Genomic DNA, 26,935 nt, shown 5'->3' on the forward strand with positions numbered 1-26,935 from the left:
CGCCGGCACCATTCAGGAGGACAGCACATGGCTGCCATTTCTTATCAGCTCTACTCCTCGCGCAACTGGGATGTGGCGGAAACCTTCGCCATGCTCGCAGATCTGGGCGTCAAAGAGGTTGAGGGCTTCGGCCCCTACTTTGAGGATCCGGCCCGGACCCGTGCTTTGCTGGATGCACACGGCATGACCATGCCAACCGCGCATTTCGCACTCGACCTGGTAGAGGCTGACCCGGAAAAGGTGATCAGCATCGCGCAGACCATCGGCATCGAAACGGTGATCATCCCCTATCTGGCCGCTGAAAACCGCCCCGACACCGTTGATGGCTGGAAAGCATTCGGCGCACGTGTTGCGGCGGCCGGCAAACCGGTGCGCGCGGCAGGCCTCGGCTTTGCCTGGCACAACCATGACTTTGAAATGGTCCCCGTCGACGGCCACATGCCCCTTGATCTGATTGCGGCGGCCTCCGACGACATCCAGATCGAGCTGGATCTCGCCTGGGTACATGTCGCGGGCGAAGACCCGGTGGCCTGGGTGCGTCGCTTCGCCGGACGCCTGGCTGCCGTTCACGTCAAGGACGTGGCGCAGAGCGGCGAAAACACGGACGAGGACGGCTGGGCCGATGTCGGTTTCGGCATCATGGACTGGCCCGCGATCAAGGCGGAAATGGATGCGGCGGGCGTGTCACGTTACGTGATCGAGCACGACAATCCGAACGACCACAAACGTATGGCGTCGCGGTCTCTCGCGAGCGTTCAGGCATTCTGAGGGAAATATCATGCAGGAATTCGGTGTGGGTATTATCGGCTGCGGCATTATCTCGGCCGCCTACCTGAGGCTCGCGGGGCAGTTCAGGCATCTGGACATCCGGGCGGTTGCGGATCTTAACCCGGACGCCGCAGAGGCCCGTGCGCAGGAATTCGGCGTCCGCGCCGAAACAGTCGAGGGCCTTCTGGCCGCAGAGGACATCGACCTCATCATCAACCTGACCGTGCCGAACGCCCATTTCGCCGTGACAAAGCAGATCCTGGAGCACGGCAAACACGCCTATTCGGAAAAACCCTTCGTGCTGACGCTCGAAGAGGGTGAAACGCTTCGGCAACTCGCCGCTGAAAAAGGCCTGCGGGTGGGCTCTGCGCCGGACACCTTTCTGGGCGGCGCGCATCAGACCGCGCGGGCAGCGCTCGACGCCGGACAGGTGGGTCAGGTTGTCGGCGGCACCTGTCATGTGATGTCCCACGGCATGGAGGCCTGGCACCCGAACCCGGATTTCTTCTTTCAGCCCGGCGGCGGGCCGATCCTCGATCTGGGCCCCTACTACATCTCAAACCTGGTGCAGCTGGCAGGCCCGGTCAGCGCCGTGACCGCCATGGCCTCCACCAGCTTTGCCACCCGCGTCATCGGCAACGGCCCGCGCGAGGGCGTGGAAATCCCCGTCGACACGCCCACCAACATCCACGCCGTGCTGGAGTTTCAGAACGGGGCTGTGATCACCTTTGGTGCAAGCTGGGATGTCTGGGCACACCGCCATGAGAACATGGAACTTTACGGCACCACGGGCTCGCTTTATGTGCCCGACCCGAACTTCTTTGGCGGCAATGTCCTGATCACCGGCCAGGGGGCTGATACCGAAACGCTGGACCACGACGACCACCCTTTCTCTGTTCCCAATGAGACCCATGGCGGCAACATTCCGCGCGCCAATTACCGCTGTGCCGGGCTGGCGGACATGGCCGCTGCCATTCATGAGGACAGACCGCACCGCTGCAGCCTTGAGCTTGCGACCCATGTGGTCGAGGTCATGAACAAAATCCTGCAGTCCGCTCAGACGCGCAGCTGCCTCGAAATGACCACAACCTGCGAAAGGCCGGCGCCCCTGTCAGCGGAGGACGCCCGGGCGCTGCTGCGCTGACAGCGCCGCAGCGCCCGGCGCCAAACCGGCTTGCCCGCAGGGGCGTGGCGGCCCTATGCTTCCCCGCACCGGGGGTGCCGGTCTGAAGGACATCGTTGAAACCGCAGATACCACAGAAAACCGTCGAGAAATGGCAGCGCATCGTTGACCTGATTGCGCGGGTGGCTGAGGTGCCCGCCAGTCTCGTGATGCGCACCGATGCGCCGCATCATTCGGTATTCGTCACCAGCCAGAGCGAAAACAACCCCTACCAGGTCGGCTGCCGTTTCACCCTGAACGAAAAACTCTACTGCTACGGCGTGCTGCAGAACGACGGGGAACTCTTTGTCGAGGACGCCACCTGTGATCCGGACTGGGCGGATAACGACGACATGGAACACGGGATGTCCTTTTACATCGGCTACCCGCTGAAATGGCCCGATGGCGCGGTCTTCGGAACAATCTGCGTGCTTGATTCACGGTGCAACCGGCGGGCCACTCTGTTCCGCGAGGGCCTGAAGGAATTCGCAGGCGTGATCGAATCCGATCTGGAACTCTTTACCGAAATCTCCCGGCGCACGGCACTGGAGGCGGAGCTGCAGACCACGCTGGACGAGCTGGAACAACGGGTCACGCGCCGCACCGCTGATCTCGAAGAGGCCAACACCGCCCTGCGCGTACTGCTGGGCAGCCTGGAAAAGGCCCGCGAGGAATACGACCTGAAACTGCTGCGCCAGATCAAGGGCCTGGTGCTGCCGCATATGTCCCGCCTGCGCATCCGGCTGGGCGATGACCCGGTGGGCACCGCCAGTCTCGACATGATCGAAGAGCAGCTCAACGCCATCACCACCAGCGTCAGTGGCCAGCTGATGACAACCATGGAAAAACTGACGCCCGCTGAACGCGAAGTAGCCCAGATGATCATGCGCGGGCATTCCACCAAAGACATTGCGCGCACGCTCTCACGCGGCCACAGCACGGTGGAATTTCACCGCAATAACATCCGCGCGAAACTGGGGCTGCGCAACAGCGGCCGGAACCTGCGCAGCCTTCTGCTGTCCATGCGCTGACCCCGTGACAAAGCCCGGGACAAAACAATGGGAAGGACCCCATGTTTTCCCCCGGTTTTTCTAATGCCACACCTTCAACCAGGCGTTGTTAACATCCCCATATCTGACACTTCGGTCAGATCCACGACCTACAGGGATGAAAAACATGGACAAAGAAGACCTCAATCTGACGCCCACACTGATCAACGGAACAACCGATGACCTTGCCCCCGGCCTCTCGCGCCGTTCCTTTTTCATGGCCGCCGGTGCCGCAGGCGTAGGTGGTGCCGCAAGCCTGCTCAGCACCACAAGCGCCAAGGCACAGTCGACCGACTGGACCCAGCCCGGCAACAACAACGGCGTGATCGAACTGCAGAAAACCACCGGTTCATCCGTAGCCGGTGCCGTGGGCATCGATTTCTACGGCCATTGTGCGATCAAAATCACCTCACCCGGTGGTGCGACGCTGATGTTTGACCCCTGGCGGGATGATCCCTCGGGCGCATGGGGGCTCTGGTTCAAAAATGAATTCCCGGAAACGCCGGTGGACATCTGCCTGTCCACGCATACCCATTTTGACCACGACGCGATCCACCGCCCAATATCGACCATGGTCCTCGACCGCATGGTTGGCAATTTTGAGTTTGCGGATATCAAAATCACCGGCTTTGCCGACAAACACGTTTGCCGTGCGCCGGGCTGGTACAACTGGACGAATGCGCTCGATGAATTCGGCGTCAACGCCTGCCCCCCCGATAACGTCAGCCACATGGACATGGTCGTCTACCTCGTGGAGACCGGCGGCATCCGTACGCTGATCTGGGGCGACAACCGGCACAATCCACCGCAGGAGTTCTGGGATGCCATCGGTCAGGTGGATGTTCTGACCCTGCCCGTGGACGGCTCGCAGCACATTCTGGACTACAAGCAGGGCAATGACATTGTCTCGCGGCTCAAGCCAAAGGTGATCATCCCGACGCATTACCTCAGCGAGACCACCAGCTACACGCTTACCACGCTGCAGAATGCCGACGAATGGGTCACCGCCCAGCAAAGCTACCGCATGCTCGACAGCGCCAGCCTGTCGCTGGAGGCTGGTGAAATCGCCGGGATGGACCGCGAATTCCTCTACTTCGGCAACCACGCTCAGACCGCCTGACCAAAGGCGGCCTCTCCCCGGCCCGGCGGCGTGCAGACGCGCCGCCGGGCGTTTACAATCAGGCAACTTTTACAGACCGCGCGCTCTGTTACCCGCCCGGGTCCCGCGCACACCGACCAGAACACCGACGTAATACCGACGTTTTACCGACGTGATACCGACGCCGGTTTCCCCCGTCTTTTCAGGATCTTCGGGCCTCCTGCCCGTCCCGGGGCCCCATTGGCCCGTGGGGTGTTGCGCGCGCGCTCCATTAAGGGCATGTCAGGGGGATGCTCAGCTACCAGCATATGTATCACGCGGGCAATCTCGCGGACGTGCACAAGCACGGGCTTCTGGCCTGGATTCTGGCCTATCTGACGGCCAAGGATAAGCCTCTCAGCTACATTGAGACCCACGCCGGACGCGCGCTCTATGACCTGAGCAGCGAGGCCGCAACCCGCACCGGTGAGGCCGAGCGTGGCATCACCCGTGCCGCCGGGTTCTTTGCAGATGACCACCCATACAGCACCGCACTGACCCGCATCCGTGCAGCCAACGGCCCGGACAGCTATCCCGGTTCGCCGCTCATTGCCTGCACCATGCTGCGCGCGCAGGACCGGCTGCATCTGGCCGAACTGCATCCCGCAGAGCATGAGGCGCTGCGCCTGTCCCTGCGGGGATACAAGGCCAAATGTCATCACCAGGACGGGTTTGATCTGGCGCACTCCCTGCTGCCGCCCACCCCGCGCCGCGGGTTGCTGCTGATTGATCCAAGCTACGAGATCAAAAACGATTTCAACGACATACCCCGCCATATCGCACGCTGGCACAAAGCCTGGAATGTGGGCGTGATCTGTCTGTGGTACCCTGTTCTGACCTCAGGCGCTGAGCGTGCCATGGTGCGCCGCCTGCGCGCCGATCACCCGGACGCCCTCAGCCACGAGGTCCGCTTTACGCCGGCACGGCCCGGACACGGGATGGTCGGATCAGGGCTTTTCGTGATCAACCCACCTTGGGGTCTGCACGATGAAGCGGCACGGCTGGCATCACATTTTGCCGATCTGGCGGGCTGACACGCAAAAACCGTTGACCCGTTTCCATGTCATGGCAGGATATGCCCATGCGGTATGCCCTTACCCTGTTGATGTTTCTGGCCGCACCGGCTGCGCTGGCCTGCGAGGACCCGGTGTGTCTGGTTGATCCGGACAGCCTGGCGCTCACCCGCGTGATCACCTTCGAAGACACTCAAAGCAGTAACGGCCCCGGCTGGCAGGTATCAGACCTGCTCGTGCTGCCCGGCGCTGTGTTCGGTGAACGGTTTGCGGGACAACTCGTCAGTGCCGAAGGCGATCATGATGTGGTCTCCGGCGAGGTCCTTTCGCCCCTCACAGTGGTCGCCGGCGCCCCCGGCCAGAACCTGTCAGTCGTTTTTATGCAGGGAAACAATGTACTTAACGGCTATGGCGCTGCGGGGTTTCCAAAGCGTCATGCCCAGGGCGAAGGAGCGATGGCCTTCCTCTTTGACGAGGATCAGTCCGCCATTGCCTTTCAGCTGCGCGGCGGCGAAGCGGGCAAGGCACAGGTCAGCTTCCTCAACCGCAACGGGTCCGTGATCCACGTACTCAACCTGCCGCCCGCGGGTGAACATGCCTTTGGATTTGCCCGTCGCGATGCCACCGGTGATATCGCCGGTGTGCTGATCACCAACACCGACCCCCAGGGCCTCGCCATCGATAACATCCGCTTCGGGCGCGCGCCCGACCTGAGCTAGAAAGACCGCAATGTTCGAACGATTGTTCCCCCGCCAGAAACGCGCCCAGGACCCGCTGCCGCAGCCGGATGCGCAGCTCGCACTCGGCGCGCTGCTGGTGCGCGTCGCAATGGCCGATCACAATTACCAGGCGTCAGAAGTCGGTCAGATTGACCGTATTCTGTCCGCCACTTTCGGCCTGAAACCGCTTGAGGCTGCCAAACTGCGCGCAACCTGCGAAGCCCTGGAACGCCACGCCCCCGGAACGCCCGAGTTTGCGGAAATCCTACGCAATGAGGTCGATTACGCCGACCGCAAGGCGCTTGCGGATGCCATGTGGTCGGTGGCGCTGGCAGACGGTGAACGTGATGACAGCGAGGAATCACAGCTGACGGAAATCGAAACAGCACTCGGTCTGACGGATGCTGATATCGCTGCCGCACGGGAAAACGCCCTGCGCGGAAACTGACGCTGGCAGAGGCCACACAAAGAGATTATATCGCGGATATGTTTGGAGAATTGCTCAGACGGCTGACACAGCCCGAACCCGAAGCCCTGCCCGACGAGGACGCGCGTCTGGCACTCACCGCGCTGCTTGTGCGGGTTGCCCGTGCGGACAATCATTACAGCGACGGCGAGAAAAAGCGCATCGATGCGATCAACGCACGCCGGTACAACCTCGGCCCGGGTGCCACTGATGCCCTGCGCCGTGAAGCAGAAAACCTTGAGGCCGAAGCGCCCGACACCGTACGGTTCACCCGTGCGATCAAGGATGCGGTGCCCTACGAGGAACGCCTGGCCGTGCTTGAGGCGCTGTGGGACGTGGTTCTGGCCGATGGCGAGCGCGCGCAGGAAGAAGATGCACTGGTGCGCATGGTCAGCAGCTTCCTCGGCATCAGCGACCGTGATTCGGCTCTGGCCCGCCAGGCGGTCGACGCCCGGCGATGACAGCCAGTCTGCCTATGTATGACACGGCAGCGACCGCCGCTGCCAATGATCGCTTCTGGGCGCTGATACGGGCCGAATACGGTGAGGGTCCTGAAGAGCTCGACCGTGCAACTGATCCACATGAAACCTGGGCAGATCCGGGCCTCGTTCTGTCCCAGACCTGCGGCCTGCCCTTCCGCAGCGGACTGTACGACCACGTGACCCTCGTAGGCACACCCGACTATGGCGTTCCGGGATGCCCTGCGGGGTACTATTGTTCCGTGTTGGCCGTGCGGATCAGTGACAAGCGCAAAGACCTGCGCGACTTTTCCGAAAGCACACTGGCCCGCAATGACATCCGGTCCCAGTCCGGCTGGGCCGCTGTGGAAGCTCATCTGTCTGAAAACAATATCGGATTCAGTTTCGCCGGCAGAACCGTCGACACCGGTTCGCATGCAGCCTCACTCGCAGCGGTGGCGCGCGGTGATGCCGAAATCGCCGCTGTTGATGCGGTCACCTGGTCGCTGCTGGTGCGCGACACGCAAGCGGTCGATGACCTTCGCATCATCGCTGTGACACGTCCGACGCCGGGCCTGCCGCTCATTTCAGCGGCAGGGCGTGATGCAGGAAAACTGCTCGCCGCCTGCCGGACTGCGCTGTCCCGGCTCACGGATGCAGAGCGTGAGTGCCTGATGATCCGCGATATCGTGCAGATACCCGCGGCGGATTATCTCGCAGAACCGCTGCCGCCTCAGGACTGATCACCGGCACAGATTTCGGCACCGGCAACGCAGCAGATGTGCTTTCCGCGTTGCAAACAGCGGCGTTTTGGCCCCTTATACCGCACTGAAACAATCCAGAGACCTGTTCCGTTGACGACGCAAGCCCCGGTTATTGAAATCAGAAACCTGCACAAAGCCTATGGCGCGCTGGAGGTTCTGAAAGGCGTCGATATCACGGCCCCGAAGGGACATGTCATCTCGCTGATCGGGTCGTCAGGATCGGGCAAATCCACGCTTTTGCGTTGCTGCAACCTGCTGGAGGACAGCCAGCAGGGCGAGATCCTGTTCAAAGGCGAACCCGTGAGCTGGAAGGGAGAGGGTCATAACCGCCGCCCCGCGGATGCAGGCCAGGTGCTGCGCATCCGAACGAACCTCAGCATGGTGTTCCAGCAGTTCAACCTCTGGGCTCATATGACCATCCTGCAGAACGTCATGGAAGCACCGGTTACCGTGCTGAAACGCGACCGCGCTGAAGTCGAAAAGGCTGCGCGCGGATATCTCGACAAGGTCGGGATCGGCGACAAATGTGACGTCTATCCCGCGCAGCTTTCGGGCGGCCAGCAACAGCGCGCCGCCATTGCACGCGGCCTGTGCATGGAACCCGAAGCGCTGCTTTTTGACGAGCCTACCTCAGCGCTCGACCCGGAACTGGAACAGGAAGTTGTGCGTGTGATCAAAGACCTGGCCGCCGAAGGCCGCACCATGATCATCGTGACCCACGACATGAAACTGGCCGCCGATGTGTCCGACCACGTGGTCTTTCTGCATCAGGGCCTGATCGAAGAACAGGGCCCGCCCAAACAGCTGTTCGGCGCGCCCTCCTCAGAACGTCTGCGGGGTTTCCTCTCGGCAACCCAGGCAGCGTAACCCCATCAAAAAAAAGAAACGGGAGTATCACCAAATGAAATCACTTATCCTGACGACCGCCGCTGTTGCGCTGACCGCCGGTATGGCGCTGGCAGACGGCCACGCGAAAACTGTTCGTATGGGCACGGAGGGCGCCTACCCTCCCTACAACTTTATCAATGACGCCGGTGAGGTTGACGGGTTTGAGCGCGAGCTGGGCGACGAGCTCTGCGCCCGCGCGGAACTGACATGCGAGTGGGTCACCAACGAATGGGACAGCATCATCCCCAACCTCGTGTCCGGCAACTACGACACCATCATCGCGGGCATGTCGATCACCGACGAGCGTGACGAAGTCATTGATTTCACACAGAACTACACACTGCCTGATCCTTCCGCCTATCTGGCGCTCTCTGCGGACGCAGATATTTCCGGGGGCGTGATCGCGGCTCAGACCAACACCATCCAGGCAGCTTTCATCGCTGACAGCGGTGCGACACTGGTCGAGTTTGCAACGCCTGAAGAAACCATCGCAGCTGTGAAAAACGGCGAAGCGGATGCGGTTCTGGCGGACAAAGCGTTCCTCGCGCCCATCGAAGCGGATGACGCGGATCTGGTGTTCCTGGAGCAGGAAGAGCTGATCGGTGGCGGCGTCGGCATGGGTCTGCGCGAAAGCGACGGCGAGCTGCGCGGCAAATTTGATGCGGCCATTCAGTCCATGAAGGACGATGGTTCGCTCAACGCACTGCTCACCAAATGGGAAATCGGCGGCGCATTCTGATCCGCTGACTGCAGGGGCGCCTCCGGGCCGCCCCTGCTTCTCTTTCCGGGACAGTCCACCCTGCGAGGCCCGAGATTTTCAGTTTCTGCACAGATCCCAGCGTGTTGTCGGACTGGTCATGGATGGCCTGCTATCTGACGACCGGAAAACACATGTCGATCTACTGGTCGGTGCTGACCGTGCTGTTGCTGCTCGGAATCACTGCGCCTGTCTCACTGGCATTTGGCTTTGGCGGTGCCACGGCGGCCCGCTCGACCCTGGCCCCTCTGCGGTGGTTCGGAAAATCCTATATTGCCATTGTGCGCGGCGTGCCTGACATCGCATTCTTTCTGTTTTTCGTGATCGCGCTGGATCAGGGGATCGAGTACCTGCGCCACAAGGCGCTTTGCCGCGACTGGTCCGAACCGATCCGTCAGGGCAATGATTTTGTCGTCTGTCAGGCCGCCAAGATGCCGCTGGGGGACGCCCCGCAATGGGTGCATGAAACCTATGGGTTTGCGCTGGCCGTTCTGACTTTTGCCATCGTTTTTGGTGCTTTTGCCGCCAATGTGCTTTTCGGTGCGATGCGGGCCGTGCCGCGCGCGCAGCTGGAAACCGCCGAAGCCTACGGCATGACCCCGCGCCAGACCTTCTGGCGTGTGCTGGTCCCGCAGATGTGGGTCTATGCCCTGCCCGGGCTCAGCAACCTCTGGATGGTGCTGATCAAGGCCACGCCGCTACTGTTTCTGCTGGGCGTGGAAGACATCGTCTACTGGGCCCGTGAACTGGGTGGCACCAAGACATCGCGGTTCACGGACTATCCGCATGGTGACTGGCGCATGTGGTACTTCCTTGCGCTGCTGGTGTTCTACCTGATCTTCACGCGCATCTCCGAGATCGCCCTGGATCGTCTGATGAAACGGCTCACCCACGGCCAGGCCACCGCAGCGGGCGAAGCACAGCGAAAGGCCGCCGCATGAGTTGCTGGGAAACGATCCAGGCCTATGCGTTGCGGTCTGTTGGTATTGGCGAACGGCTGCTGCCGCGCGAGGATTTCACGCTGTGCCAGCAGTTCACGCTGATCGGCTCCGGCATGATCTGGAACATCTATTTTGGGATCATCGCCCTGACATTCGGGTTTTTCCTGGCAACAGCACTGGCTCTGGGTAAGGCATCCCCGAACAGGATGCTGCGCAAGCCGGCGGAATGGTTCATCTTTATCTTTCGTGGCTCGCCACTCTTTATCCAGTTCTTCTTTGGCTACTTTCTGTTCCTCAGCCTCAAGGGCGTGCACCCGTTCTTTGACCCTTTCACAGCGGCCTGGCTGGGCGCACTGATCGTTCTGTTTCTCAACACGGCCGCATATTCAGGCGAGATTTTTTACGGCGCTCTGCTGTCTATCCCCAAAGGCGATACAGAAGCGGCAGACGCCTATGGCATGACCGGGTGGCCACGGTTCCGGCGCGTCGTATGGCCAACGATGCTGCGGCTCGCCTGGCCTGCTTATACGAACGAGGCAATCTTTCTGTTCCACGCCACAGCCCTCGTGTTTTTCTCGGGCTTTCCCGCATGGCAGCAGCGCGGGGACGCGCTCTATTACGCGAACTACTTCGCTGATAAAACTTTCAATCCGTTCATCCCCTACCCGATCCTGGCGATGTATTTCATCATCCTGACGCTGATTGTTGTGGGCCTCTTTGGCGTTGTGAACGCGCGGCTCAACCGGCATCTGCCTCAGAACGCACAGAAAAAACTGCGCATCCGGCCCAATCTGATCCGCTGATCCCGCTGGTTTGTTCAGCACTTTCAGCGTGCACCGGATAATTTGATCAAATTTTGCTGGCAGTCCTGACAGGAAACGGGCATCAAGGGCGCAGCCCGCGTCGCGTGGCTGAAAACCTGGTGAATTATGAAAGACTGGCTTCGCAATAACCCCCATTTCCGCACGATCCGCGTTGCGGCCTCTGACCTTAACGGCCAGGCGCGGGGCAAACGTATACCGACACGGTTTGCCGACAAAGTATTCGAGGATGGCACGCGCTTTCCGATGTCCGCCCTCAACCTCGACATCTGGGGAGAGGATATCGACGACAGTCCGCTGGTCTATGAAACAGGCGACAGGGATGGTGTTCTGAAGCCAACCGCACGTGGTTTTCTGCCGATGCCCTGGCTGGAAACACCGTCCGCTCTGTTGCCGATCTGGATGTTCCACGAAGATGGCCGCCCGTTCGACGGCGACCCCCGGCACGCGCTGGCCCGTGTTCTCAAACGCTACAGTGACCGTGGTCTGACCCCCATCTGCGCGGTAGAGCTGGAGTTTTTTCTGATCGACGATTCAGGCCGCAACCTGCAGGTGCCCCCTTCGCCCCGCTCCGGCAAGCGGCGCGTCGCGGGTGAAATCCTGAGCCTGCGGGCTCTGGATCAGTTCGACAGGTTTTTCACCGACCTCTACGACGCCTGCGAAGAGATGGATATCCCGGCCGACACTGCCATCTCGGAATCCGGGCTGGGGCAGTTTGAGATTAATCTGATGCACTGCGATGACGCGCTGCGCACCGCAGATGACGCCTGGCTGTTCAAGATGCTGGTCAAGGGCATGGCCCGCAAGCATGGGTTTGCGGCCAGCTTTATGGCCAAACCCTATGAGGACTATGCCGGATCGGGGCTGCATGTGCACTTTTCGGTCCTGGACGCCGATGGCAAAAATATCTTCGACAACGGGGCGGAAACCGGTACGGACGTGCTGCGCCATGCAGTTGCCGGTTGCCTGTCAGCAATGCCGGGTTCGGCGCTGATCTTTGCCCCGCATGCCAACAGCTTTGACCGCATTGTGCCGGGCAGTCATGCGCCCACGGGTATAAGCTGGGCTTATGAAAACCGCACATCCGCCATCCGCATCCCCTCCGGCAGCCCAAAAGCCCGGCGGATCGAACACCGGGTCGCGGGAGGTGATGTGAACCCCTATCTGATGCTCGCCGCCGTTCTGGGCGCCGCCATCAATGGTATCGAAGATGCCGAGGAGCCACCCGCGCCGATCACTGGCAACGCCTATGACGCCGATCTGCCGCAGATCCCCGGGACCTGGAAAGACGCCATCGACGCCTTTGAAAACAGCCCCGGGATCGCCCGCATTTTTGCCCCCGAGCTGATCAGAAACCTTGTGCTGACGAAACGCCAGGAACTGCATTATATGCAGGACCTGACACCGGCCGAGCAGGTGAACATCTATCTCGACACGGTCTGAGAAGAGGTAAGGTATGAAAATTGGTATCCTGATGACGGGGCACCCGCCCGACAGTCTGGCCGGCAACGGCCGGTATGACGCCTATTTCGAGCGCCTGCTGGAAGGCAACGGGTTCGAATTCGAGGGCTGGGCCGTGGTGGATGGTGAGTTCCCGCCAGGCGTAGAGGCAGCGGACGGATGGCTGATCACCGGGTCACGCCACGGGGCCTATGAAAAACACGACTGGATCCCGCCGCTTGAGGATTTCATCCGCCGTGCTTTTGAAGTTGGGGTTCCCATGATCGGCGTCTGTTTCGGCCATCAGATCATCGCGCAGGCCCTGGGAGGCCAGGTGGAGAAGTTCGCAGGCGGCTGGTCTGTCGGGCGCACGGAATACGACATGGGCGGGCGGAAGGTAGCAATCAATGCCTGGCACCAGGATCAGGTCACGCAACGGCCCGGCAGCGCAGAGGTTTTCGCCAGCACCGATTTCTGTGAGAACGCAGGACTGGTTTATGGCGACCGGATCTGGACGATCCAGCCGCATCCTGAATACGATTCAGACTTTATCGACGGTCTGATCAGCTCACGCGGACGCGGTGTGGTGCCTGATCCTCTGCTGGAGGCAGCCCGCGACAGGCTGGATGCGCCAACCGACCGAATGGAAGTGGCCCGGACGATGGCCGAATTTTTCATGAAAGAGAGGGCCTGATGGCCGACTGGACAGAGAAACTCCCGCAGGCGGCACAGGACTACCTGTCAGGTCGCCGTCTGGATGAGGTGGAATGCATCATCTCGGATCTGCCGGGGATTGCGCGGGGCAAAGCTGTGCCCGCCTCCAAGTTCGCGCGGCAGGACTATTTTTATCTGCCCGACAGCATCTTTTATCAGACCATCACTGGCGACTGGGGAGAGGCCGCAGGCGAGGACGGGTTCATCGAAAAGGACATGCTTCTCAAACCGGACATGGACACTGCATCTGCCGCGCCCTGGACCGGGGACTGGACACTGCAGGTCATCCACGACGCCTACGACCGCGACGGCAATGCAGTGCCCTTCAGCCCGCGCAATGTGCTGAAACGGGTGTGCCAGCTTTACCGCGACAAAGGCTGGGAGCCGGTCGTGGCCCCCGAGATGGAGTTCTTTCTCGTTGCGCGCAATCTGGACCCGGCGCATGACATCAAACCGATGCTCGGGCGCTCTGGCCGGCCCGCGGCGGCGCGCCAGGCCTATTCGATGACCGCGGTGGACGAATTCGGGCCGGTGATCGACGATATTTATGATTTTGCCGAAGCCCAGGGATTTGAGATCGACGGGATCACGCAGGAAGGTGGCGCGGGACAGCTCGAGATTAATCTGCGGCACGGAGACCCGATCAAACTTGCGGACGAAGTATTCTATTTCAAACGCCTTATCCGCGAGGCTGCCCTGCGCCATGATTGTTTCGCGACCTTTATGGCCAAGCCGATTGCCGATGAACCGGGCAGTGCCATGCACATCCATCATTCCGTGCTGGATGCCAGAACGGGCAGCAACATCTTCTCCGCAGCCGACGGCGGCGAGACACCGGAATTCCATCACTTTATCGGTGGGTTGCAGCAGCATATGCCCGAAGCGCTGGCCGTCATTGCGCCTTACGTGAACAGCTACCGGCGCTACGTGAAAGATCACGCAGCGCCGATCAATCTGGAATGGGGCCGCGACAACAGAACCACCGGCATCCGCATTCCGCTGTCCGGCCCCGACGCCCGTCGCGTTGAAAACCGGCTGGCCGGGATGGACTGCAACCCCTACCTCGGCATCGCGGCGAGCCTCGCCTGCGGATACCTTGGCCTGACCGGCGCCGAACAGCCTGCCGCGGAATTCAAGGGTGACGCTTACGATGGCGACGGTGACATTCCCCGTGTTCTGGGTTCTGCGCTGGATCTTTTTGAGCAGGCAGAAGCGCTGCATGCCGTTCTGGGCCCTGAGTTCGCCCGCGTCTATTCCATCGTCAAACGTGCGGAATATGACGAGTTCCTCCAGGTCATCTCCCCCTGGGAACGGGAACATCTGTTGCTGAACGTCTGAGGCAGTATGGACCTGCTTTATGCCAACGATCGCCAGGGCACCTACCCGGACAGCTGGTACGCCGCAACGGTAACGCCACCGGCCCCGCGCCCGGCACTCTCGGATCAGATCCGCGCGGACGTCTGCGTGATCGGAGGTGGCTACACCGGTCTGTCCGCCGCACTGCATCTGGCGGAAACAGGCCACAGGGTTGTGCTGCTGGAAGCACATCGCGCGGGGTTTGGCGCCTCGGGCCGCAATGGCGGCCAGCTGGGCAGCGGCCAGCGCGTGGATCAGATGAAGCTGGAAAAAATGGTCGGTGCGGAGACGGCACATGCCTTGTGGGACCTCGGCGAAGAAGCCAAAGAACTGGTGCGTGGGCTGATCACGCGCCACAGTATCGACTGTCACTACAAACCCGGCGTGGCATGGGCCGGCTCGCATGCCTCTGAGGTCGCCGAACTGCATGAATACTGCGCCTTTTTGCAGGAACGCTATGGGTACGAACCGGTTGAAACGCTGGATGCAGAAAGCTTTGCTTCCATATGCCCCTCGCCCGATTATTGCGGCGGCATGCTTGATATGGGTGCGGGGCACCTGCATCCGCTGGCTTTTGCCTTGGGCCTTGCCCGCGCAGCAGAAGAGGCGGGAGCGCAAATTTTCGAGAACGCCCGGGTGAAGGACATACGTCACGGATCACCGGTCGTTGTGGAAACGGATGGCGGCACGGTCACGGCAGATCACGTAATCCTCGGATGCAACGGGTACCTGAGCGGCCTTGCGCCCGGGGTGACGGCACGGGTCATGCCGATCAACAATTTCATTGTCGCGACCGAACCCCTGGGGGATGCGGTCGGTCAGGTTCTGGCGCGCGATGTCGCCATCGCCGACAGCCGGTTCGTCGTGAACTATTTCCGGCTGTCCCATGATGGCCGCCTGCTTTTCGGTGGTGGAGAAACCTACGGTTACAGATTTCCAGAAGACATCGAGCGGATCGTGCGCAAACCCATGGAAACCGTCTTTCCCCATCTGAAGGACGTGTGGGTCGATTATGCCTGGGGCGGTACGCTTGGGATTACGATGAAACGCTTCCCCTATCTTGCGCGGATCGCCCCGAACGTCCTGTCGGCATCGGGGTATTCCGGGCACGGTGTCGGAACAGCGACCCACGCGGGCATGCTCATGGCCAGGGCAGTTGCAGGGGACACCGTCGGGTTCGACACCATGCGGTGTATTCCGACACCCGCCTTTCCGGGCGGTGGCGCTCTGCGGAATCCCCTGCTGGTTCTGGCGATGAGCTGGTACGCGCTGCGCGACCGTATCGGCATCTGACCGCCGTTACAAAAGAGTCACTTGGCGCTGGCCTGTCATTGATTTAGAATTTCCAAATGTTAATTTAAGGAAATTCGAAATGAATCTGCCTGATATGCATGCCGCCGAGCCGATCCCCGAGGCCGCCCGAATCGAGATTGAGCGACTGCTGCAAAGCGGCGATCTGTTCCGCTATACTGCTGAAAATGATGCACCGGTGTCTCTGCTGGAGGCGGAATTTGCCGAACTGATGGGCAGCCGGTTCGCGCTTGCTGTCTCTTCCTGCTCTGCTGCGCTGTTCCTGTCTCTAAAGGCGCTGGACCTGCCAAAAGGGGCAAGGGTGCTTATTCCGGGGTTCACCTTTGCGGCTGTCCCTTCGGCGGTTGTGCATGCGAACTGTGTCCCGGTGCTCTGCGAAGTCGGAGAGGATTACCGGATTGATATTGACGATTTCGCGCGCCGCCTCGCGGCAGGAATTGATGCAGTCATTGTCAGCCATATGCGGGGCCACACCTCTGACATGGATGCGATCATGGCATTGTGCGGCGATGCGGGCGTACCGGTTATCGAGGATGCCGCCCATTCTCTCGGCACTCTCTGGCGTGGGCAGAAGATCGGGACCATCGGGCGGATCGGATGCTTTTCTTTTCAGTCCTACAAGATGATCAACGCGGGAGAAGGCGGCATTCTGATCACAGATGACGCGGACCTGGTTGCCCGCGCTATCATCATGTCCGGTGCATACGAGCATAACTGGCAAAAGCACCCGGTTCTGCATGAAGCCTTTGCGCGCTGGCAGAACAGGCTGCCTCTCTACAACCTGCGCCTCAGCAATATGTCTGCTGCGCTGATCCGCCCACAACTTGACGCGCTGGACCAGCGCGTGGCGGATGGTCGCCGGAACCACGATTTCGTTGCCGCTCGTCTGAATGCCGCCCGGTACTTCGATGTGCCTGACCCGCTGCGAGGAGAAGAGCGCGCGCCGGACAGTATTCAGTTCAATATACAGGAGCTTGAACCGGATCAGATCGCAGCATTCGCCGAAGCTGCAGGCCAGAAAGGTGTGAAGGTCCAGGTTTTCGGACAAAGCACCGATAACGCACGCGCTTTCTGGAACTGGCAGTTTATTGAGAACCTCCCGGAACTGCCAGAAACACGCCGGATGCTCATGCGCGCCTGCGACGTGCGTTTGCCTGTGCGGCTGACCTATGAAGAGCTGGATGCAGTTGCATCGGTGCTGATCGATGCAATGAAAGAGACCACTTCACCCCAGGGGGCCGCCGTCGCATAGCGCGCAGATTATTTCAGACGCGAAAGCTTGTCCTGAAGCTCGGCCAGCTGCTTTTTGATGGCGTCAAGGTCTTCACCTTCGGCGCTTTCAGCTTCCGGCTCAGCGCCGGACGCAGGCCCGCCCCACCCTGTGCCGGCGCCCCCCAGACCACCGGTCATGGCCTTCATGAACGCCTGCTGCTGCGCCTGCATCAGCTCGAACCCGGGCATCTTCGCCATCGGGTTCATTGCGTTCATTTTGTCCATCATCTGGCTCTGGCCATCACGCAGCATCTCAAAGGAGGCCTGCAGAAACTGGGGCACAACGCTGGCACCCGGGGTCATGTAGCTGCGCACCAGATCATTGAGCACGTCCACCGGCAGAACATTTTCGCCGCGGCTCTCGTGTTCAGCGATGATCTGCAGCAGATACTGACGGGTAAGGTCGTCCCCTGATTTCAGATCAACAATCTGGACTTCGCGGCCCTCGCGGATGAACCCGGCAATATCCTCAAGGGTCACATAGTCACTGGTCTCGGTGTTATACAGCCGGCGGCTGGCATAACGCTTGATCAGAAGTGGTTGGTTCTGTTCCGCCACAGGTCTTCTCCCCCGACATCAGTGCTGCATTGCAGCTTAGGGCAGCGTTTTCCAAAAAGAAAGGGCGGGCTGTTGTCAGCCCGCCCCATATTTTTGCGCTTTTTCAGGGAGGATTCAGCGCAAATATCAGTGCCGCTTACTTAGCAGCTGCTTTTTTCACTGCTGCAGTCGCCTCGGATGTGGCTTTCTTGACTGCGGCTGTTGCGTCTTCGCTCATGTCTTTGCCAGCGGCCATCATCAGTTCGACAGTGTCCATCTGTGCTTTTTTCGCGACTTCCGCAAAAGCTGCCATGTGCTCTGCAGCTGTTTCCGAATATGCGGAAGCAAAGTCTGTCATAGCTTTTGCATAGTCAGCAGGTTCTTTTTTCGCTTTGGACATTTCAGCCAGTTTGGAGAATGTGTCCTGTGCCCACTTGCTGGAAATCTCGGTGGATTTCTCTGCAGCTGTCAGCGCCACGCCGGAGAGTTTCTCGTTCAGCGTTGCGGTTGTTTTAAATGCGTCTTCCATTGCCGCTGTGTCCACCGGGAAGGAGCCCAGAACGTCTTTGAACATCGCATTCATGTCTGTTGTCTTAGCCATTTCAAATTCCTTTCGTCGCCTTGCGGGACCACCCCGTTTCTGCGTCTGCAGCATAGATAGACGCTGCGTCGCAGCATTTCAAGGCTTTTTTCTGCATTGCAGCATAAATCCGCAAAAAGACAGAAAGGCAAATTGAATCAGAGGGTTGCCTTCCCGGCAACATAAGTACCGGGCGCCTCACACAGAACAGAATGGCTGGAATCACCCGGAATACGTGCAGGAATCTGCTTGCCTGACCGTTTTTTCAGCCACGCCTCCCAGCGCGGCCACCACGATCCTTCGTTGAAATCCGCGTCCTCCAGCCAGTCCTTATAATCGAGACTGAGGTCAGGGTTGGTGTAGTGGCCATATTTTTTACGGCTGGGCGGATTAACGATACCGGCTATATGCCCCGACTGGGTCATGATGAAGGTTTTGTCCTTCGACCCCATCTGCCGGACGCCACGGTAACTGTCTTTCCATGCGGCGATATGGTCTGTCTCACATGCGATGGCACAAAGCGGCACTGTGACATCCGACAGTTTCAGCCGGTGCCCCAGAAGCTCAAACCCGCCATCGGCCAGTTCATTCCGCTGGCACAGCCCGCGCAGGTATTGCATCGCCATTTTTCCCGGCAGGTTGGCGCCATCGCCGTTCCAGTAGAGCAGGTCAAATGCGGGCGGCGTTTCGCCCATCATGTAGCTTTTGATCGCAGGAGAATAAATCAGGTCATTGCTGCGCAGAAAGCTGAACGTCCGCGCCATAATCACCGAAGGCAGCACACCCTTGTCAGCGATTTCCTCTTCGATCCCGTCGATAAAGTCGTTCGTCAGGAATGGCGTGAATTCGCCCTGATCTGAGAAATCCGTGAGCGCGGTGAAGAACGTAGCCGATTTGACGGATTTGTCTCCGCGCTGTTTCATCAGCGCCAGTGTCAGAGACAGCGTCGTGCCCGCGATACAGTATCCCACGGCGTTGACCTGTTTTTCAGCGGTAATTTCTTTGATTTCGCGGATCGCCGTCAGGTAGCCGTCTTCAATGTAATCCTCCATGCCGATGTCGGCATAAGTCGGATCAGGATTGATCCAGGACACCATGAATACGGTATAGCCCTGTTCGGTCAGCCATTTCACAAGGCTGTTCTGGGCTTTCAGATCAAGGATGTAGTATTTGTTGATCCACGGCGGGAAGATCACGAGCGGTGTTTTATACACTTCGTCTGTTGTGGGGGTGTACTGGATCAGCTCCATCATCCGGTTACGGAAAACCACGCTGCCGGGTGTGGTCGCGATGTTGCGTCCCAGCTCGAACGCTTCTTCGTCCGCCAGTTTGACCACAAGCTCGCCGTTGTTAGCCTCCAGATCGCGGATCAGGTTTTCCAGCCCCTGCACGAGGCTTTGGCCGTCGGTCTCTATCGCCCGTTCCAGCGCATCGGGGTTGGTGGCCAGGAAATTCGTAGGCGACATCATGTCCACGATCTGCCGGGCGAAATACGTCAGACGGTTCTTTTCCAGCGGGTCAAGATCCTCAACTTCCTCCACCGCTCGGTTCAGCGCCTGCGCATTGATCAGATACTGCTGTTTCACAAAGTTGAAATAGGGGTGCGTGTCCCAGAGCGGATTGGAAAACCGGCGGTCTGTCGGGCCCGGATCTTCTGGTGCGGCAAGCCGGCCTTTTGCCAGCGTTTGCTGCGCCTGCACAAAATGTTTCATCGTGTCGGACCAGTAGGTCATCTGATGCTCCAGCACTTTGGCCGGATTGCTGATCGCCTCGGCCCAGTATGACTGAGCGGCACGTCCAAACAGATCCTGCCCTGGTCCGTCCAGCGCGGGATTATGTCCCTGCCTTGTTGCCATAACACGGTGCAGCCGTTCGGAAAGCTCTTCAACTTTCTTCAGGTTCTGCGTCATACGCTCCAGCGTTTCGCCGGCGGGAATGTCCGAAATATCAGTTTTTGTTGTCATATTAATCTTTCCCTCGTATGTTGCACCTGCAGCATAATGTCGTTGGCTTTCAGGGGGCGGGGCGGCTGTCTGTACTGGTGCGCCCGATTGATTGAAGGATACCCCTATGCGCTATATGGCCACATACGACCTTATGGAAACGATCCGGAATACGAACCAGTGGCTGGGCGCATCCGCGCTTGCAATGGCATCCTATCCTGCATTTTCCCTCATACCAAATCCGGCAATTGCCTGGACCCGCGCCTGGGGCGAGGTCACAGAGCGCACTTTTCAGCGCATGATTGTAAAACCGGACTGGAACATCCCACCGGTGCCCAGCGAAGACGGGCAGGACCATGTTGTCACAACCGAGGCGGTAATTGAACGCGACTTTGGGGACCTGCTGCATTTTGTCGTACCCGGACGGCCTGAGCCAAAGCGCAAGGTTCTGCTTGTTGCGCCGATGTCGGGTCACTACGCAACATTGCTGCGCTCAACGGTTATCAGCCTGCTGCCGGACGCCGACATTTACATCACCGACTGGCACAACGCGCGCGACATCCCCGTCAGCGCCGGCAAGTTCGATATCGAGGATTACACGCTCTATCTCGTCGAGTTCATGAAAGAGATGGGCCCTGACACCCATGTTATTGCGGTCTGTCAGCCTGCGCCTCTGACACTTGCCGCAACTGCATACCTGGCCGAGGAAGATCCCAGCGCCCAGCCCCGCAGCCTGACGCTGATCGGCGGGCCGATCGATCCGAACGCAACGCCGACCGACGTTACAGATTTCGGCCATCGCGTCACCATGGGTCAGCTCGAAGAGATGATGATCCAGCGCGTTGGCTTTAAGTACCCGGGCGTCGGCCGGATGGTTTATCCCGGCCTGCTGCAGCTGAATTCCTTCATCTCAATGAACCTGGAGACACATGCCCGTGCCTTCACGGACCAGATCGGGCGGGTCGCCCGCGGCGAAGCGGCAGAGCACGACAAACACAACAAGTTCTACGACGAGTACCTCGCGGTAATGGATATGACCGCCGAGTTTTACCTGTCGACTGTCGAGCGGATTTTCAAAAACGGTGAAATCGCGAACAACGAATTCACCGTTGCCGGCAAAAAAGTGGACATCGGCAAGATCACGACCGTAGCCGTAAAGACCGTCGAGGGGTCAAAGGACGACATTTCTGCACCAGGTCAGTGCATCGCGGCGCTCGACCTCTGCACCGGCCTGCCCGATGACAAAAAGGCCAGCCATGTGGAGGAAGGTGCCGGGCACTACGGTATTTTCGCGGGCAAAAGCTGGCGTCGTAACATCCGGCCCCTGGTGCTCGACTTTATTGACGCGAACGCGTCGAAACCTGCACGCAAACCCCGCAAAGCTGCGAACAAAAACTCAGCAGCCTGACGGGTTTCACCGCAGCACAAGCGGCAGCGACATCCATTCCCGGAGCGCTGCTGTGGTTTCTGCGGGCTGTTCCAGTGGTGGCAGGTGACCAGAATGCTCCAGAATCCGCAGGGTCGCTGATGGGATCAGTTCCGACATAAACTCATGCCGCTTGACCGGGCACAGCACATCATGCGCCCCACACAGCACAAGCGCGGGCACTTTGCACTGCCGCAGCGTTTTCTGCTGATCCCGCCGACGCTGCAGGGCGCGCGACTGCCGCACAAAAACCTCCGGGCCAAGCGCATCGGCCATGTCCATGACCAGGTCCAGCACCGCCTGCCGGTAGGGTCCGGGCGCCAGGTAATTGGGTTTCATTTCATCGCGCATCACATCGAGCATGCGCCCGGATCGTGCGGCCACAATCTGTGGCTCTCGCGCGGTAGCGACCTGTGGAGTTTCCGCAAGGGGGTTCGTGTCCATCAGAGCGATCCGCGTGATCCGGTCAGGGGCCCGGCGGAGCAATTCCATTGCGACGATCCCCCCCATACTCAGCCCAGCAAGTGCGAAGCGCTGGGGCAGCTGGTCCAGCAGAGAAGAGGCAATCTCCTCGATCCGCTCACCGCCCGTTATGGGCGCGACCATCACCGGAATTTCGGCGGACAGCTCAGCAATCTGAGGCCCGAACAACCGCGCGTCGCACATCATTCCGGGCAGCAAAACCAGCGGTTCAGCCATGTTGCGGTCTCCTCCCCGGGCGACCGGTCGTTCCTGTCATCTGTCGGATCCTGCACCGATACTCACTGATCTGAGTCTACCCGCATAGCGCGATATCGCAAGAGGCTGCATGTATCTCAGGGCGAAAATCAGCGGGCGACCTCTTCCCAGTAAAGCGTCAGATGCCTGTCCAGAATTTCGGCGTACCGGCCCGTCTCCCGCAACCGGGCAAGACCGGCGTTGACGCGGTAAAGGTGGGTCGTGCCGCGCCAGTGCGTACGGGAAATCACAGCGTGAAGCGTTTGCGTTTCGAGGGGTTGCGGCAATGGCACCACAGTTTCCGTAAGATCAAGCACAAACAGCTGCCGGACGCCCGTAAACTCATCAATTGCGACTGCGTCTACATCGCCCGCGGTCAGCAGTGCAAAGCACGCAGCGGGGGTCTCAGCCTCGACCACTGAAAAAGGTGCCGCGTCTGACGACCCCGTCACGTAATGCCGCGCAGGACGGCACAATGTCCGGCCATCGAGGTCGGACGCGTTCCGGAAAAGGAACTCTCCCGCAGTGGTCGTGAAAAGCAGGACAGCGACTTCGGCAAGTGGATCGGAAAAGTGAAAGCGCCTGCAGACCGGCGTCACCGCACCGGCTCCGTTGCAGTCAGCGCCAATCCAAGGAAACCCTATGTCGACACCAGCGCCCGCAAGAAGCTCCGGGTAAGCACTTTCCCTGTCCTGCCAGATCAGGTCGTGCTGTGGCGTATCAGGACTTTGTCCAAGGGCCTCCTGCAGTATCTCTGTGGCAAGTCCTTCCCGCGGCCACTCCGGATCGGCAAACGGCGCCTGCCCCGTAGATGCGACCAGCGCAACATCAGCACCCGTGGCCGGACCCGTCAGGCAACCGGCAAAAGCCAGCGCAAGCGCAAAACCCCGCATCACAGCCCCGCCCAGACATATGTGAGATGCCGGTTGAGCAAAGCCTGAAAGGTTCCGTCCCGGCGCATCCCGGACAGGCCCGCGTCAAGACCCGATCTTATCTGAAGAGCCCCTTCTGCATCTGCCCGCACAGCAGCGTGCAGCATGGTAATCGCGAGCGGCTGTGCGTCCGCTGTCACCGTGTCCGGGGTGACCCCCATCCCGGCCAGCGTCTGCCGTCCGGTGAATTCGTTCAGCACGACACCGTCCACGTTCCCCGCCATAAGAGCAGCGAAACAGGCTTCGGCATTGTCCGCCCGCAGCATCTCCACCTGTCCCGGAATGCCGGGGGGAAGGCCCGCCGGACGGCACAAACGGGCCGGTTCCGGTCTGCCTCCAACATGTGCCAGCACGGGGTCAGATGTGCGGACATACATGTTGATAAGCATCTCGAAAACCGGCGTGGTGAGCAAATAGTCACCGCAGCGTCGGGTCTCGTCCACAGGCTCGCAGGCTGCCGCAAACAAGGGAAAAACGATCGAAGCGGACGTTTCATCACCACCGTGACGCCGCAGTTCAACCGGTTCCGCGCGATCCGGGAAAGCCCTTTGCAAAGCCGTCGCCACGATATCGGTGATCAGCCCCCCATTCGGGCGGGTCGACGTCACAAAGGGCGGCACTTCGAAAAGAGCATGGGCTGTGATGGCGGGCGGTTCCTGTTCTGCCAGGCGGACATCGCTTTCCGGGCCGGGCGTCTCCGCAATTTTTTCGTCGCCGTCCGCGTCGCAGGGGAGTATCAGCCGGCTGCCCGCGAGAATACGGTCCGGATCAGATCCGATCAGCTCACGGTTCGCTTCGAAAATCCGCGTCCACAGGAAAGCATTCCGGAACTCCCGCGCTGCAATCTGAGACAGGCTGTCTCCCGGACGCACGGTATACGGCGTCTCGCAGGCCCGGACCATCGTCCCCGACATCTGCAATGAAACAACAAACAGCGTTATGGCCAGCAGCCGGACCATGAATCATCCCCCAATGATCCGGCCATACTGCAACGGCATCCCGCTGCGTCAATAATATTCCTGGATGTTGTGTGATATAGTCAGAATATCCACAAAATATGCACGCGTCACGGGTATTTTATGCCGCTGAATATCGGAAAATCTGCATACCGCGCCCCGCGCTGATCCGCCGTTTCCGCCGGGGAATCACCAGCACGCAACAGCATGCCACGCGGAGCGATATAGCTGGAGATGGTGCGGTGCGGCCGCGGTCGCCAAACAAGGTTGAACGCTGCCAGTTTCGGGAAAAACCACATCTCGGAATACGGCAGATGGTCGTGTACCCACCAGGCAAGGTCTCGCCAGTCGCGCCCCTGCTCATATTGATCCGCAAACCAGGGGATCACCAGGGACGTCCCCGCAATCGCCTCCTCACCGGACCCACGGTCCCAGATGTGGCATTCAATGGGGTTGTCGTTGCGCGCACAGTTCAGCCGGTTTTCGTTTCCATACCGGTTCAGGACAGCAGACCGGTACCCGGATCTGACCGCAATACGTCCGAAGGTTTCTTCCAGCGGATCAAGAAGCTGTTCGCACAGGTGCCGGCCATTCGCAATCGCGAGGTCAGGGTCTTCAGGAATGTTCTGCACCTGATGAAAGCTGCCGATCTCGGAATAAAGAAAGTCGCGCATGAAAAAGTGACGCGACAGGCGGACACGCCCCAGCGTCTCAAGCGACCACATGCTGCGCGGGCTGCGCATCAGTCCTCTGCACCAAAGCCGTTCCAGCGGAAAGCGCCGTCTTCCCGCAACGGCGAGAACGGGTTCCACGCGATTTCCCAGATATGGCCCTCCGGATCAGCAAAATAGCCGTGGTGTCCGCCCCAGAAGACATCCTGTGCCGGCTTCAGAATCCGCGCGCCTGCCTTTTCGGCCCTGTCGAGCAGAGCCGCAACTTCGTCCTTGTTGCGTACATTGTGTGCGAGTGTGATCGCGCCATGGCCCAGCGCCTCAGGTTCCAGCCCGATATCTTCGGCCAGTTTTTCATGTGGATAAAGCCCGAGTGTTTGTCCGATCATATCAAACGCAATCACACCATCCGGACTTTCCGTGCGCCTCCAGCCCATTGCTTCATAGAAAGCAGCAAGGGCGTTCATGTCCCGCGCGCCAAGGGTGATCAGGCTGAGCCTCTGCTCCATCAGGCGCGCTCCTCTGCGAGAGACAGAACTTCGGAAACGGCCTCTTCAATCAGCGCAAGGCAGGGACCGTCAGAAAACCGGTGATCCGCGTCCTTGACCAGCAGCAACCGCATATCCGGACCGGACGAATGATCCAGAAGTCTGACGGCTGTTTCCGTGCTGACAGCCGTGTCTGCCGTACCCTGCAGACAGCGCACCGGGAACGGCAGATCAAGCGGACTGCGCAGGACGAGCTGTTCGCGGCCGTCGATGATCATGCGTTGCGTTATCACATATGGCTCCATGTAGTCCGACGGGATCTCAATCCGCCCTTCATCTCCAAGTCGCTGCTTCTGCGCTTCTGTGAAGGACGCCCAGTAGCCGTCCTCGGTGAAATCCGGGGCGGCCGCGACAGTGACCAAACCCACGACACGTTCCGGCATCGCCCTGGCCAGCAACAGCGCCTGCCAACCGCCCATGGACGAGCCAACGGGTAACACGGGGCCCCTGACAACATGTGTCAGGATATCGTTCGTGTCCTCCGCCCAGTCACCGATGCACCCCTCTTCGAAAGTGCCCGAAGACTGTCCGTGACCGGAATAGTCAAATCTCAGAAACGCCCGCCCCTGCGCGCGCGCCCATGCCTCAAGGTGCAGCGCTTTTGTACCCTCCATGTCCGACTTCAGCCCGCCGAGAAACACAATGCAGGGGCCGCGACCCGCATGGTGGTGATAGGCCAGCCGCCGCCCGCGCGGCGTCTCAAGAAACTGTGGTTCTGACATGAACATTTCCTTTTTCGCGGATCATGCGCAGCACGCCATGCACCCGCAACCGGATATTTTTCAGGTGACCATATTGTCACGTGACTATAAGGTAACTTATAAGGTTGCTATGGATTCGATTTTCAAAGCTCTGGCCGATCCCGCCCGCAGACAGCTGCTCGACAGCCTGCGCGCCAGACCCGGTCAGAGCCTGCAGGACCTGACAGAGCAGTTCGAGATGTCGCGTTTCGGCGTGATGAAGCATTTGGGCGTGCTCGAGGAGGCCCGGCTCGTCGTTGCCCATAAAAAAGGCCGGTTCAAATACCACTACATCAACGCCCTGCCGTTGCAGGAAACAATGGATCGCTGGGTCGGGCCTTTGCTCGAACAACCGGCGGCACGAGCGGTGATTGACCTGAAAACCCAACTTGAAGGACCACGGAAAATGACCAAACCCGATTTCATGATGCAGACCTATATCAACTGCACACAGGATGCCCTGTGGCATGCGCTGACAGACCCCGATGCCAACGCCGCCTACAATTTCGTCGCCGGCAGTTGCGAGCGTGACGGGAACAAACTGGTGTTCCGCATGCCAGACCAAAGCCTCATGCTGGTGCTGACAGAAACCAAACTGACACCCAAAACGCGGATCGAAAGCACCTTTGAGCCGCACTGGGCCGGGCCGGATGTGCCGCTGGAAGCATCCCGTTTTGTCTACCTGATCGAGCCGCAGGGCGAAAACTGCATGCTGACGGTCGAACACTATGACATTCCGGCCGGACAGGAAGGTGTGGCGGACGGCTGGCACCGCACGATGGCGGGCCTGAAAACCTGGCTGGAAACCGGAAAAACCGTTCGGTTTGCCTGGGGCGAGGAGGCCTGAG

The 26,935-nt window shown here is 59.9% G+C and carries 29 protein-coding genes; 20 read left to right on the forward strand and 9 right to left on the reverse strand.

Features of this window, described 5'->3' with window-relative positions; genetic code table 11:
* Positions 1–27 precede the first annotated feature (27 nt).
* From AB4K19_RS12645 to AB4K19_RS12730, 18 genes are all read left to right on the forward strand, one after another.
* On the forward strand, positions 28–768 hold the full coding sequence (locus tag AB4K19_RS12645) for a sugar phosphate isomerase/epimerase family protein (protein ID WP_375228704.1): 741 nt from the start codon (positions 28–30) through the stop codon (positions 766–768).
* Positions 769–778: 10 nt separating this feature from the next.
* The gene (locus tag AB4K19_RS12650) at positions 779–1,912 is read left to right on the forward strand and encodes a Gfo/Idh/MocA family protein (RefSeq protein ID WP_436397808.1); all 1,134 of its coding nucleotides are present in this window, start codon (positions 779–781) and stop codon (positions 1,910–1,912) included.
* Positions 1,913–2,007: 95 nt separating this feature from the next.
* Positions 2,008–2,961 carry a LuxR C-terminal-related transcriptional regulator gene (locus AB4K19_RS12655; RefSeq protein WP_375228706.1) on the forward strand — a complete coding sequence of 318 codons (954 nt, stop codon included), beginning with the start codon at positions 2,008–2,010 and terminating at the stop codon, positions 2,959–2,961.
* Positions 2,962–3,106: 145 nt separating this feature from the next.
* Positions 3,107–4,099, forward strand: a complete 993-nt coding sequence (locus AB4K19_RS12660) for an MBL fold metallo-hydrolase (RefSeq protein ID WP_375228707.1) — start codon at positions 3,107–3,109, stop codon at positions 4,097–4,099.
* A gap of 269 nt (positions 4,100–4,368) precedes the next feature.
* A complete protein-coding gene (locus AB4K19_RS12665) occupies positions 4,369–5,151 on the forward strand; it encodes a 23S rRNA (adenine(2030)-N(6))-methyltransferase RlmJ (RefSeq protein WP_375228708.1) in 783 nt (260 codons plus the stop codon).
* Positions 5,152–5,198: 47 nt separating this feature from the next.
* Positions 5,199–5,849 (forward strand): hypothetical protein, encoded by a 651-nt coding sequence (locus tag AB4K19_RS12670; protein WP_375228709.1) that lies wholly within the window; start codon positions 5,199–5,201, stop codon positions 5,847–5,849.
* Between the two features lie 10 nt (positions 5,850–5,859).
* The gene (locus AB4K19_RS12675; protein WP_375228710.1) at positions 5,860–6,297 is read left to right on the forward strand and encodes a TerB family tellurite resistance protein; all 438 of its coding nucleotides are present in this window, start codon (positions 5,860–5,862) and stop codon (positions 6,295–6,297) included.
* 38 nt (positions 6,298–6,335) lie between these two features.
* The gene (locus AB4K19_RS12680; protein WP_375228711.1) at positions 6,336–6,776 is read left to right on the forward strand and encodes a TerB family tellurite resistance protein; all 441 of its coding nucleotides are present in this window, start codon (positions 6,336–6,338) and stop codon (positions 6,774–6,776) included.
* Positions 6,777–6,790: 14 nt separating this feature from the next.
* A complete protein-coding gene (locus AB4K19_RS12685) occupies positions 6,791–7,516 on the forward strand; it encodes a phosphate/phosphite/phosphonate ABC transporter substrate-binding protein (protein WP_436397814.1) in 726 nt (241 codons plus the stop codon).
* Positions 7,517–7,627: 111 nt separating this feature from the next.
* On the forward strand, positions 7,628–8,404 hold the full coding sequence (locus tag AB4K19_RS12690) for an ABC transporter ATP-binding protein (RefSeq protein ID WP_375228713.1): 777 nt from the start codon (positions 7,628–7,630) through the stop codon (positions 8,402–8,404).
* Positions 8,405–8,438: 34 nt separating this feature from the next.
* Positions 8,439–9,164 carry a transporter substrate-binding domain-containing protein gene (locus AB4K19_RS12695; protein ID WP_375228714.1) on the forward strand — a complete coding sequence of 242 codons (726 nt, stop codon included), beginning with the start codon at positions 8,439–8,441 and terminating at the stop codon, positions 9,162–9,164.
* Between the two features lie 74 nt (positions 9,165–9,238).
* Complete coding sequence (locus AB4K19_RS12700; protein ID WP_375230890.1) at positions 9,239–10,123, forward strand: ABC transporter permease; 885 nt, start codon at positions 9,239–9,241, stop codon at positions 10,121–10,123.
* Entirely contained in the window at positions 10,120–10,926 is an 807-nt protein-coding gene (locus AB4K19_RS12705) for an ABC transporter permease (RefSeq protein WP_375228715.1), read from the forward strand. Before AB4K19_RS12700 ends, AB4K19_RS12705 begins: the two co-directional genes overlap by 4 nt.
* A gap of 126 nt (positions 10,927–11,052) precedes the next feature.
* Positions 11,053–12,387 carry a glutamine synthetase family protein gene (locus AB4K19_RS12710; RefSeq protein ID WP_436397818.1) on the forward strand — a complete coding sequence of 445 codons (1,335 nt, stop codon included), beginning with the start codon at positions 11,053–11,055 and terminating at the stop codon, positions 12,385–12,387.
* Positions 12,388–12,400: 13 nt separating this feature from the next.
* Complete coding sequence (locus tag AB4K19_RS12715; protein ID WP_375228716.1) at positions 12,401–13,078, forward strand: type 1 glutamine amidotransferase; 678 nt, start codon at positions 12,401–12,403, stop codon at positions 13,076–13,078.
* On the forward strand, positions 13,078–14,436 hold the full coding sequence (locus AB4K19_RS12720) for a glutamine synthetase family protein (protein WP_375228717.1): 1,359 nt from the start codon (positions 13,078–13,080) through the stop codon (positions 14,434–14,436). The genes AB4K19_RS12715 and AB4K19_RS12720 overlap by 1 nt, the downstream gene beginning before the upstream one ends.
* 6 nt (positions 14,437–14,442) lie before the next feature.
* On the forward strand, positions 14,443–15,747 hold the full coding sequence (locus AB4K19_RS12725; RefSeq protein ID WP_375228718.1) for an NAD(P)/FAD-dependent oxidoreductase: 1,305 nt from the start codon (positions 14,443–14,445) through the stop codon (positions 15,745–15,747).
* 79 nt (positions 15,748–15,826) lie between these two features.
* Positions 15,827–17,017 carry a DegT/DnrJ/EryC1/StrS family aminotransferase gene (locus AB4K19_RS12730; RefSeq protein ID WP_375228719.1) on the forward strand — a complete coding sequence of 397 codons (1,191 nt, stop codon included), beginning with the start codon at positions 15,827–15,829 and terminating at the stop codon, positions 17,015–17,017.
* Positions 17,018–17,025: 8 nt separating this feature from the next.
* Here the strand turns inward: AB4K19_RS12730 and phaR are convergent, their stop codons facing one another.
* From phaR to AB4K19_RS12745, 3 genes are all read right to left on the reverse strand, one after another.
* On the reverse strand, positions 17,026–17,595 hold the full coding sequence (gene phaR / locus AB4K19_RS12735; RefSeq protein ID WP_436397823.1) for a polyhydroxyalkanoate synthesis repressor PhaR: 570 nt from the start codon (positions 17,593–17,595) through the stop codon (positions 17,026–17,028).
* Positions 17,596–17,731: 136 nt separating this feature from the next.
* Positions 17,732–18,175, reverse strand: a complete 444-nt coding sequence (locus AB4K19_RS12740) for a phasin family protein (RefSeq protein ID WP_375228720.1) — start codon at positions 18,173–18,175, stop codon at positions 17,732–17,734.
* A gap of 137 nt (positions 18,176–18,312) precedes the next feature.
* Positions 18,313–20,118 (reverse strand): PHA/PHB synthase family protein, encoded by a 1,806-nt coding sequence (locus tag AB4K19_RS12745; RefSeq protein WP_436397825.1) that lies wholly within the window; start codon positions 20,116–20,118, stop codon positions 18,313–18,315.
* Between the two features lie 106 nt (positions 20,119–20,224).
* Between AB4K19_RS12745 and phaZ the strand changes: the two genes are divergently transcribed.
* On the forward strand, positions 20,225–21,505 hold the full coding sequence (phaZ, locus tag AB4K19_RS12750) for a polyhydroxyalkanoate depolymerase (RefSeq protein WP_375228721.1): 1,281 nt from the start codon (positions 20,225–20,227) through the stop codon (positions 21,503–21,505).
* A gap of 6 nt (positions 21,506–21,511) precedes the next feature.
* On the opposite strand, the gene AB4K19_RS12755 is transcribed toward phaZ, so the two are convergent.
* From AB4K19_RS12755 to AB4K19_RS12780, 6 genes are all read right to left on the reverse strand, one after another.
* On the reverse strand, positions 21,512–22,222 hold the full coding sequence (locus tag AB4K19_RS12755) for an alpha/beta fold hydrolase (RefSeq protein ID WP_436397828.1): 711 nt from the start codon (positions 22,220–22,222) through the stop codon (positions 21,512–21,514).
* A 128-nt stretch (positions 22,223–22,350) separates the two neighbouring features.
* Positions 22,351–23,133 (reverse strand): substrate-binding periplasmic protein, encoded by a 783-nt coding sequence (locus tag AB4K19_RS12760; RefSeq protein ID WP_375228722.1) that lies wholly within the window; start codon positions 23,131–23,133, stop codon positions 22,351–22,353.
* The gene (locus AB4K19_RS12765; RefSeq protein ID WP_436397831.1) at positions 23,133–24,131 is read right to left on the reverse strand and encodes a LysM peptidoglycan-binding domain-containing protein; all 999 of its coding nucleotides are present in this window, start codon (positions 24,129–24,131) and stop codon (positions 23,133–23,135) included. The genes AB4K19_RS12760 and AB4K19_RS12765 overlap by 1 nt, the downstream gene beginning before the upstream one ends.
* A 107-nt stretch (positions 24,132–24,238) precedes the next feature.
* The gene (locus AB4K19_RS12770) at positions 24,239–24,853 is read right to left on the reverse strand and encodes a hypothetical protein (protein ID WP_375230891.1); all 615 of its coding nucleotides are present in this window, start codon (positions 24,851–24,853) and stop codon (positions 24,239–24,241) included.
* Between the two features lie 17 nt (positions 24,854–24,870).
* Positions 24,871–25,308, reverse strand: coding sequence for a VOC family protein (locus AB4K19_RS12775; protein WP_375228723.1), 438 nt, complete (start codon positions 25,306–25,308; stop codon positions 24,871–24,873).
* Positions 25,308–26,069, reverse strand: a complete 762-nt coding sequence (locus AB4K19_RS12780; protein WP_375228724.1) for an alpha/beta fold hydrolase — start codon at positions 26,067–26,069, stop codon at positions 25,308–25,310. The genes AB4K19_RS12775 and AB4K19_RS12780 overlap by 1 nt, the downstream gene beginning before the upstream one ends.
* On the opposite strand from AB4K19_RS12780, the gene AB4K19_RS12785 reads away from it, so the two are divergent.
* The gene (locus AB4K19_RS12785) at positions 26,068–26,934 is read left to right on the forward strand and encodes an ArsR/SmtB family transcription factor (protein WP_375228725.1); all 867 of its coding nucleotides are present in this window, start codon (positions 26,068–26,070) and stop codon (positions 26,932–26,934) included. The genes AB4K19_RS12780 and AB4K19_RS12785 overlap by 2 nt on opposite strands.
* Position 26,935: the final 1 nt, after the last annotated feature.

The organism is Roseobacter phycocola (assembly GCF_042055075.2).
GTDB lineage: Bacteria > Pseudomonadota > Alphaproteobacteria > Rhodobacterales > Rhodobacteraceae > Roseobacter.

Coding starts and splice junctions, on each gene's coding strand:
- AB4K19_RS12645 (WP_375228704.1), top strand. CDS start 28: ATGGCTGCCATTTCTTATCAGCTCTACTCCTCGCGCAACTGGGATGTG.
- AB4K19_RS12650 (WP_436397808.1), top strand. CDS start 779: ATGCAGGAATTCGGTGTGGGTATTATCGGCTGCGGCATTATCTCGGCC.
- AB4K19_RS12660 (WP_375228707.1), top strand. CDS start 3,107: ATGGACAAAGAAGACCTCAATCTGACGCCCACACTGATCAACGGAACA.
- AB4K19_RS12665 (WP_375228708.1), top strand. CDS start 4,369: ATGCTCAGCTACCAGCATATGTATCACGCGGGCAATCTCGCGGACGTG.
- AB4K19_RS12670 (WP_375228709.1), top strand. CDS start 5,199: ATGCGGTATGCCCTTACCCTGTTGATGTTTCTGGCCGCACCGGCTGCG.
- AB4K19_RS12675 (WP_375228710.1), top strand. CDS start 5,860: ATGTTCGAACGATTGTTCCCCCGCCAGAAACGCGCCCAGGACCCGCTG.
- AB4K19_RS12680 (WP_375228711.1), top strand. CDS start 6,336: ATGTTTGGAGAATTGCTCAGACGGCTGACACAGCCCGAACCCGAAGCC.
- AB4K19_RS12685 (WP_436397814.1), top strand. CDS start 6,791: ATGTATGACACGGCAGCGACCGCCGCTGCCAATGATCGCTTCTGGGCG.
- AB4K19_RS12695 (WP_375228714.1), top strand. CDS start 8,439: ATGAAATCACTTATCCTGACGACCGCCGCTGTTGCGCTGACCGCCGGT.
- AB4K19_RS12705 (WP_375228715.1), top strand. CDS start 10,120: ATGAGTTGCTGGGAAACGATCCAGGCCTATGCGTTGCGGTCTGTTGGT.
- AB4K19_RS12710 (WP_436397818.1), top strand. CDS start 11,053: ATGAAAGACTGGCTTCGCAATAACCCCCATTTCCGCACGATCCGCGTT.
- AB4K19_RS12715 (WP_375228716.1), top strand. CDS start 12,401: ATGAAAATTGGTATCCTGATGACGGGGCACCCGCCCGACAGTCTGGCC.
- AB4K19_RS12720 (WP_375228717.1), top strand. CDS start 13,078: ATGGCCGACTGGACAGAGAAACTCCCGCAGGCGGCACAGGACTACCTG.
- AB4K19_RS12725 (WP_375228718.1), top strand. CDS start 14,443: ATGGACCTGCTTTATGCCAACGATCGCCAGGGCACCTACCCGGACAGC.
- AB4K19_RS12730 (WP_375228719.1), top strand. CDS start 15,827: ATGAATCTGCCTGATATGCATGCCGCCGAGCCGATCCCCGAGGCCGCC.
- AB4K19_RS12740 (WP_375228720.1), bottom strand. CDS start 18,175: ATGGCTAAGACAACAGACATGAATGCGATGTTCAAAGACGTTCTGGGC.
- AB4K19_RS12745 (WP_436397825.1), bottom strand. CDS start 20,118: ATGACAACAAAAACTGATATTTCGGACATTCCCGCCGGCGAAACGCTG.
- phaZ (WP_375228721.1), top strand. CDS start 20,225: ATGCGCTATATGGCCACATACGACCTTATGGAAACGATCCGGAATACG.
- AB4K19_RS12755 (WP_436397828.1), bottom strand. CDS start 22,222: ATGGCTGAACCGCTGGTTTTGCTGCCCGGAATGATGTGCGACGCGCGG.
- AB4K19_RS12760 (WP_375228722.1), bottom strand. CDS start 23,133: ATGCGGGGTTTTGCGCTTGCGCTGGCTTTTGCCGGTTGCCTGACGGGT.
- AB4K19_RS12765 (WP_436397831.1), bottom strand. CDS start 24,131: ATGGTCCGGCTGCTGGCCATAACGCTGTTTGTTGTTTCATTGCAGATG.
- AB4K19_RS12770 (WP_375230891.1), bottom strand. CDS start 24,853: ATGTGGTCGCTTGAGACGCTGGGGCGTGTCCGCCTGTCGCGTCACTTT.
- AB4K19_RS12775 (WP_375228723.1), bottom strand. CDS start 25,308: ATGGAGCAGAGGCTCAGCCTGATCACCCTTGGCGCGCGGGACATGAAC.
- AB4K19_RS12785 (WP_375228725.1), top strand. CDS start 26,068: ATGAACATTTCCTTTTTCGCGGATCATGCGCAGCACGCCATGCACCCG.
- AB4K19_RS12780 (WP_375228724.1), bottom strand. CDS start 26,069: ATGTCAGAACCACAGTTTCTTGAGACGCCGCGCGGGCGGCGGCTGGCC.